At 67.8% G+C, this 6,042-nt stretch carries 5 protein-coding genes; 4 read left to right on the top strand and 1 reads right to left on the bottom strand.

The window, feature by feature from the left end:
• Positions 1-711, bottom strand: a 711-nt coding sequence (locus J1C73_RS20615) for an ROK family protein (RefSeq protein ID WP_307797752.1), incomplete at its 3' end; no start/stop codon positions are given.
• Positions 712-824: 113 nt separating this feature from the next.
• Here J1C73_RS20615 and J1C73_RS20610 point away from each other — a divergent pair.
• From J1C73_RS20610 to J1C73_RS20595, 4 genes are all read left to right on the top strand, one after another.
• Positions 825-2,108, top strand: a complete 1,284-nt coding sequence (locus J1C73_RS20610) for an ABC transporter substrate-binding protein (RefSeq protein WP_207317713.1) — start codon at positions 825-827, stop codon at positions 2,106-2,108.
• 185 nt (positions 2,109-2,293) lie between these two features.
• A complete protein-coding gene (locus tag J1C73_RS20605; RefSeq protein WP_207317714.1) occupies positions 2,294-3,103 on the top strand; it encodes a carbohydrate ABC transporter permease in 810 nt (269 codons plus the stop codon).
• Positions 3,100-3,927, top strand: coding sequence for a carbohydrate ABC transporter permease (locus J1C73_RS20600; protein WP_123465598.1), 828 nt, complete (start codon positions 3,100-3,102; stop codon positions 3,925-3,927). The genes J1C73_RS20605 and J1C73_RS20600 overlap by 4 nt, the downstream gene beginning before the upstream one ends.
• Positions 3,928-4,060: 133 nt before the next feature.
• A partial coding sequence (locus J1C73_RS20595) for a hypothetical protein (RefSeq protein WP_207317712.1) occupies positions 4,061-6,042 on the top strand: 1,982 nt, incomplete at its 3' end.

Here is a 6,042-nt window from a genome sequence, read left to right as displayed (position 1 = left end):
GTCGCGTGCCCCGGCGCCGCCCCGCCACTGCTCGGCCACCGCCGCGAGGTGGATGTCGTTGGAGACCAGCACGTCGTACTTGAAGCGTGCCGACACCTCCGACACGACGTCGATCCGGTCGAAACCCGGGAGTGAGTAGACGTCCAGGTCATGGCCCGCGGGAACGGTGCGGATGTCCATGACCTCCGAGTCGTTGGCCCCCACACCGGTGATGCCGCAGGCCACCGAGCGGACGTGTTCCCTGTTCGTCCCGATCTGCCGGAGGGTCGCCTCGGCCAGTCGCGCCGCCGCCCCGATGCGCCCGGCCGGCCCGATGCGGGAGTCGACGCTGCGTCTGCGCACCGCCAGGACGTCTCCGCGCAGGTCGCAGACGACCACGGCCACCTTGTGGGCGCCGATGTCGACGCCGACGACGGCGAAGTCCTCGGCCACGACCTCGTAGCGCCGGGCAGGCCGTCCTGCCGACCGCTCGCCGTTCGGACGGTCGAGCGCCTCACGGACGAAGCCCTCGTCCACCAGCGTCGCCACCAGGTCCTCGGCGGTGGGGCGGGAGACTCCGACGATCGAACGCACGTCGCTGACCGTCAGTGACGCGGCGTCGAGGAAGGCTCGCACCGTGGCCGAGAGATTGAGCCTGCGCAGGAGGTGGGCATCGCCCGCACGGCCTGCGGGTGCCTTGCTGCCCCGGGTTTCACCGATGTCTTGACTCACGGCGGCACAGTATCTAAATTGACGCCGCAACAGCAATATTGCCAAGAAACTTACTTATCTAAATTCTGGCCGAGCGACATCCCCCGGTGGGTTCGACCAGCAAGGAGGGCCTCATGAGCAAGCGGGCCAACTGGGGTGCGGTAGCGGTTTCGTTGGGCCTGGTCGCGCTGACCGGCTGTGCCGTCGGTGGCGGGAACGGAGGTGGGAGCGGTTCGGTCGATGACGTGACGTTGAGCCTGCTCACCTTCGAGACCCCCAACCTCACCGCCTCCTACTGGGACGACATCATCGCCCGGACCAGCGCCAAGGTGCCGGGGGTGAAGATCAAGAAAATCGTCGCGCCGAGCGCCGAACAGCGCAACGAGTACACGCGCCAGCTCGACTCGACCGGCGCACTGCCCGACATCATGGTCGCGATCGACCCCGCCGGACTGGCGGAGGGCGGCAAGCTCGCCCAGTTCAGCGAGAAGGAACTGGCGGACTGGACCAGCCCGACCGCGAACAGCTTCAACGGCAAGATCTACCAGCTGCCCACCAACTCGCAGACCTGGCAGATCTACTACCGCAAGGCGGCTTTCGAGAAGGCGGGCATCACCACTCCTCCGAAGAAGTGGGACGACCTGCTCGCCGCGGTCGACAAGCTGAAGGCGGCGCAGGTCAAGCCGTTCGTCATGGGCGGCGGTGCACCGGACGGCCTCGGCCCGCGCTGGACCTTCGCCCAGCTGGTGGCCGACGAGGTCTACGCCAAGGACCCGAAGTGGCTCGACAAACTGACCGCGGGAAAGACCGACTTCAGCGACCCGCTGTTCGTCAACGCGGCGACCAAGATGAAGGCACTGGCGGGCAAGGAGAACGTCGACAACCTGTCGGCCACCTACGCACAGGCGCAGGAAGCCTTCCTCAAGGGCAAGGGCGCCATGTACCCGATGGGCTCGTGGTTCCCGGCGTCCCCGGACAAGGCGCAGCAGAAGGAGTTCGGCGCCTTCCCCATGCCCACGCAGGACGGCTCACTCGTCCTGCCCGTGTACACCGGCGGTGGACTGTCGGTGAGCGCCAAGTCCCCTGACGTCGCGAAGGCCAAGCAGTGGGCCATCGAGTTCTCGAAGCTGAACGCCGACGGCGGGGCACGGTACGACGGCCTGTTCGTCGCGCTCAAGGGCTACAAGCCGCCGGCCGGCCTGCCGCCGCTGTACAACACCACCCTCGATCTCCACGAAAAGGCCCAGGCTGGTGGAACCGTGACGCCGAGCTTCGGAAACGAGAGCGGTGTCCCGGCCCTGCCATCGGGCTTCATACCCAAGGTCGACGCGGCACTGAATGATCTCCTCAACGGCCGTGCGGACGTGGACAAGTTCGTCGCGACGCTGAACACGAAGTTCAAGGAGCTCTCGAAGTGACGCGCCCCTCGCCCGTCCGGACGAGGACCGACGCCGCCGGAGGGAAGTCACGGCCCGACCGGCCGCCGGCCACTTCGGCCCCGTCCGGGCGCGCGGGTGGGCCGCACCGGCGCCGCACCTGGACGTGGTCGTCGGCGGGAACCGGCGCCGTCTTCGTCCTGCCGACCCTCACGATCTTCACCGCGATGGTCCTGGCGCCCATCCTGTGGACCCTCTACACCGGGATGACCGATGAGCGCGCCACGCGCCCGGACACCTCGTTCGTAGGCCTGGACAACTACGGATTCCTCCTCGGCAACGAGGAGTTCCGGCACTCCCTGTGGAACACCGTGGTGATCACGGTGATCGTGGTGCTGCTGACGAACCTGCTCGGTCTCGCGATCGCCCTGCTGCTGCGCCGGCCGGGCCGGCTCTACAGCCTGCTCCGCAGCGTCTACTTCACCCCGGTGATCCTCTCCGCTGTGGTGGTGTCGGTGATCGGACGCTCGATCCTGGCGGACGACGGCCTGCTGAACAGCGCGCTCGTCTCGCTGGGGGTCGAGCACCCGCCGGGCTGGCTCACGGATCCGTCGTACGCGATCTACTCCGTCTCCGGGATCATGGTCTGGCAGCTGCTCGGCTTCGCCGTCGTGGTCTACCTCGCTGGGCTCGCGGGGATCCCCGCCGAGCTCGACGAGGCGGCGAGCCTCGACGGCGCCGGCCCCTGGCAACAGTTCCGTGCGATCACCTGGCCGCTGCTCGCGCCCGCGCTGACGGTCAACACCGTGATGCTGATGATCAGCTCGTTCAAGGTCTACGACCAGATCGCCGTGCTCACCAACGGTGGCCCCGGCACCGACGGCACGGCCACCGTGGCCTTCGCGGTGATCCGCACCGCCTTCTCCGAGCAACGTCCGGGAGTGGCGTCCGCGATGGCCGGGATCATGCTCGTCGTCGTCTCGGTCGCGAGCGTGACCGTGCTCAGGCTCCTGCAACGACGAGAGGTGAATCTGTGAACTCCCGAATGCCTTGGATGCGGCCGCTGTTGGCCACCGGCGTGGCGGCCGTCTTCTGCATGCCGCTCTACGTGGCGCTGGTCAACGTCTTCAAGCCCAGCTCCGAGGTCGTGACCTCGCCGTTGGCGCTCCCGCTTCCGCCGACCCTCGACAACCTCGAACACGTACTGAGCCGGCCGGACGGGCTGTTCTGGTACGGCCTCGTCAACTCCGTCACCCTGACCGCGGCGTCTATCCTCATCACCACCGTGCTGGCCGCGATGTCCGCGTACCATCTCGTGCGGTCGGGCCGCTGGTGGAGCCGTGCCGTCCTCGGCGTCATGCTGTCCGGCCTGATGATCCCGCCCGCGGTGATCATGCTTCCGATCACGCGGATCCTCGACGCCATCGGCCTGTTGCACTCGATGCCGGGCGCCGTGCTGGTCGACGTCGGGTACTACCTGCCGTTCGCCGTGTTCGTCTTCATGGGCTTCATCCGCTCGATCCCGCGCGAACTCGAAGAGGCCGCGGCGGTCGACGGCGCCGGCCGCTTCCGAATCTTCTGGCAGGTCGTCTTCCCGCTGCTGCGGCCCGCGTCGGCCAGTGTGCTGATCTTCCTCGGGGTATGGGTCTGGAACGACTTCCTGACTCCACTGCTCGTCCTGGGCCCCGGAGCCGGCAACACCGTGACGGTCGGGATCTTCCGCTCCATCGGCCCCTACCAGCAGGACTTCGGGGCGGTGTTCGCCTTCATGCTGTTGGCCACACTGCCCGTCCTGGCCTTCTATCTCGCCTTCCAGAAGCAGTTCGTCCGTGGTCTGACAGGGGGTGCCACGAAGGGATGACCGGCACGAGCGGCCGGTGCAGCAGTTCTCGTCGAGAGGTGACAGGAGTAATATCGTGCGGTTCTCAGAACTCATAGTCGGATCCCAGCCTCCCCGGAAGAGGCCCGAACAGCGTCGGCGGACGGCCGGTGCCGTGGCGTTCGCGGTACTGACCGCCGGCATTCTGCCCGCGGTCGGCGCACAGCCGGCGCAAGCACGACCTGGCGGAACGACTCCGTCGATCGAGATCCAGGCCGGCTATCTGGAGCTGGAGCTCGACAGGACAGGGACGGTCGTGGGTCTGGAGGACGTCAGGACCGGGGTCGACCACCTCGCGCCCGGTCATGCGGCGTCCCTGGTCAGTCTGGTCGTCGACGGCAAGCAGCAGAGGCCGACCACGGTTGACCGTTCCGGACCCGGTGGCCAGATGCTCACGTTCCGGAACAAGGCCGCGCACTGGAAGATCCAGGTGAAGCTGGTCAGCAGTCGCGGCGGCTACACCACGTTCGAAGCGGTCGCCGTCGACGTGCCGAAGGGCGTCGATGTGCAGACCCTGCTCTGGGGTCCACTGGCCACATCGATCTCCCAGACGGTCGGTACGTCGGTGGGCGTGGTCCGCGACGACGATTTCGCCATCGGGCTCCGACCGCTGACCGACCGCACCGAGGGCGCCTGGCCGCAGGAGGACCAGGACATGGGCTGGGAGAGCGAGGTCAACCACGATCCGGACCATGTGAGCGTGGGCTCCCTGGAGGAATGGAGCGCGGCAGGCGTGACCCCCTGGGGTTCGGTACTGCGCGCCTTCACCTTCGACTACACCAAGGAACGCCACCGCAAGGTACGCGGCTATCCGATCCCGGTCGGACCGCTGCCCGGCCGCGACGGCAGGATCGCCGGTTCCAAGGTCGCACTCTTCGGAGCCTCGCCCGAGGCGACGCCGACGATCCTGTCCAACATCGCAAAGGGTGAGAAGCTGCCCTACCCGAAGCTGAACGGGCAGTGGCAGAAGGCCTCCCAGGCGAGCAGCCAGTCATGGCTGGTGCTCGGCGACCTGGAGACCGGCAACATTCCGGCGGCGGCCCGGTTCGCCAAGGCGGCCGGCATGAACCGCATCTACTCACTCACCAGCAGCTACGGCCCATGGAAGTCCAGCGGCCACTACCAGTTCGACTCCAGCCTGGGCGGCAGCGACGCCGGGGCCGCGGCGGCCGTGGACAGCGCCCGGGCGAACGGTGTACAGCTCGGCGTACACACTCTGTCGGACTTCATCAGCACCGGCGACGAGCCCTACGACTGGGCCTGGTTCCCGCGGGACGCCTACCTCAAGCCACCCGCCGACGACCGGCTCGCGATGGGAGGTACCGCCTCGCTCACCCGTCCACTGACGGCGGACGACACCACCGTGTACCTGGACGACGGCGCGCTGCTCGCCGCGGGACCCAGCTACAGCCTCCTGCGCATCGGGGACGAGTTCGTCAGCTACGGAGCGGCCGAGCAGGTGGGGAAGGAGTGGAAGCTGACCGGCGTGCAGCGTGCGCGATGGGGATCGGTCGCGGTCGCACACCCTGAGGGCGACCACACCGCCCGGGTCATGGCCAACAGCTACGGCGGCGCGATCGGCGGCCATGCCGTCCTCGACGAGATCAGCGACCGGCTGACCACCGCCTGGAACACCACCGGCATCACCGGTATGTCGTGGGACGGCCTGGAGTCGGCATCGGAGTCCGGCTGGGGCGCCTACGGCATGGCGCACCTGGTGAACAAGACGTTCCGGCGCATCGATGCCAAGGACGGATTCATCTCCGAGACCAGCCGGATGACCTCGAACACCTGGGACGCGCTGACCCGGGCCAGCTGGGGTGAGGTCGGCAGCACCTCGATGGAGCAGGTGTTCGCCAACAACAAGTACCTCCAGGCGAACTACCTCCCCGGCATGCTCGGCTGGATCAGCCTCAACGGCTCGGACAGTCTGCTCACCATGGAGTGGAAGCTGGCCCGAGGCGCAGGCCTGAACGCCGGGACGGGTTTCCAGAGCTCGGTCTCCCGCCTCGAATCGGGCGGCGAGAACACCACGCGGCTGCTCGACGCCATTCAGCAATGGGAGACGGCACGCAACCTGGGCGCGTTCACCGCGGA

The organism is Streptomyces laculatispora (assembly GCF_017353455.1).
Classification (GTDB): Bacteria; Actinomycetota; Actinomycetes; order Streptomycetales; family Streptomycetaceae; genus Streptomyces; species Streptomyces laculatispora.
This window is presented reverse-complemented; position numbering and strand designations above follow the sequence as displayed.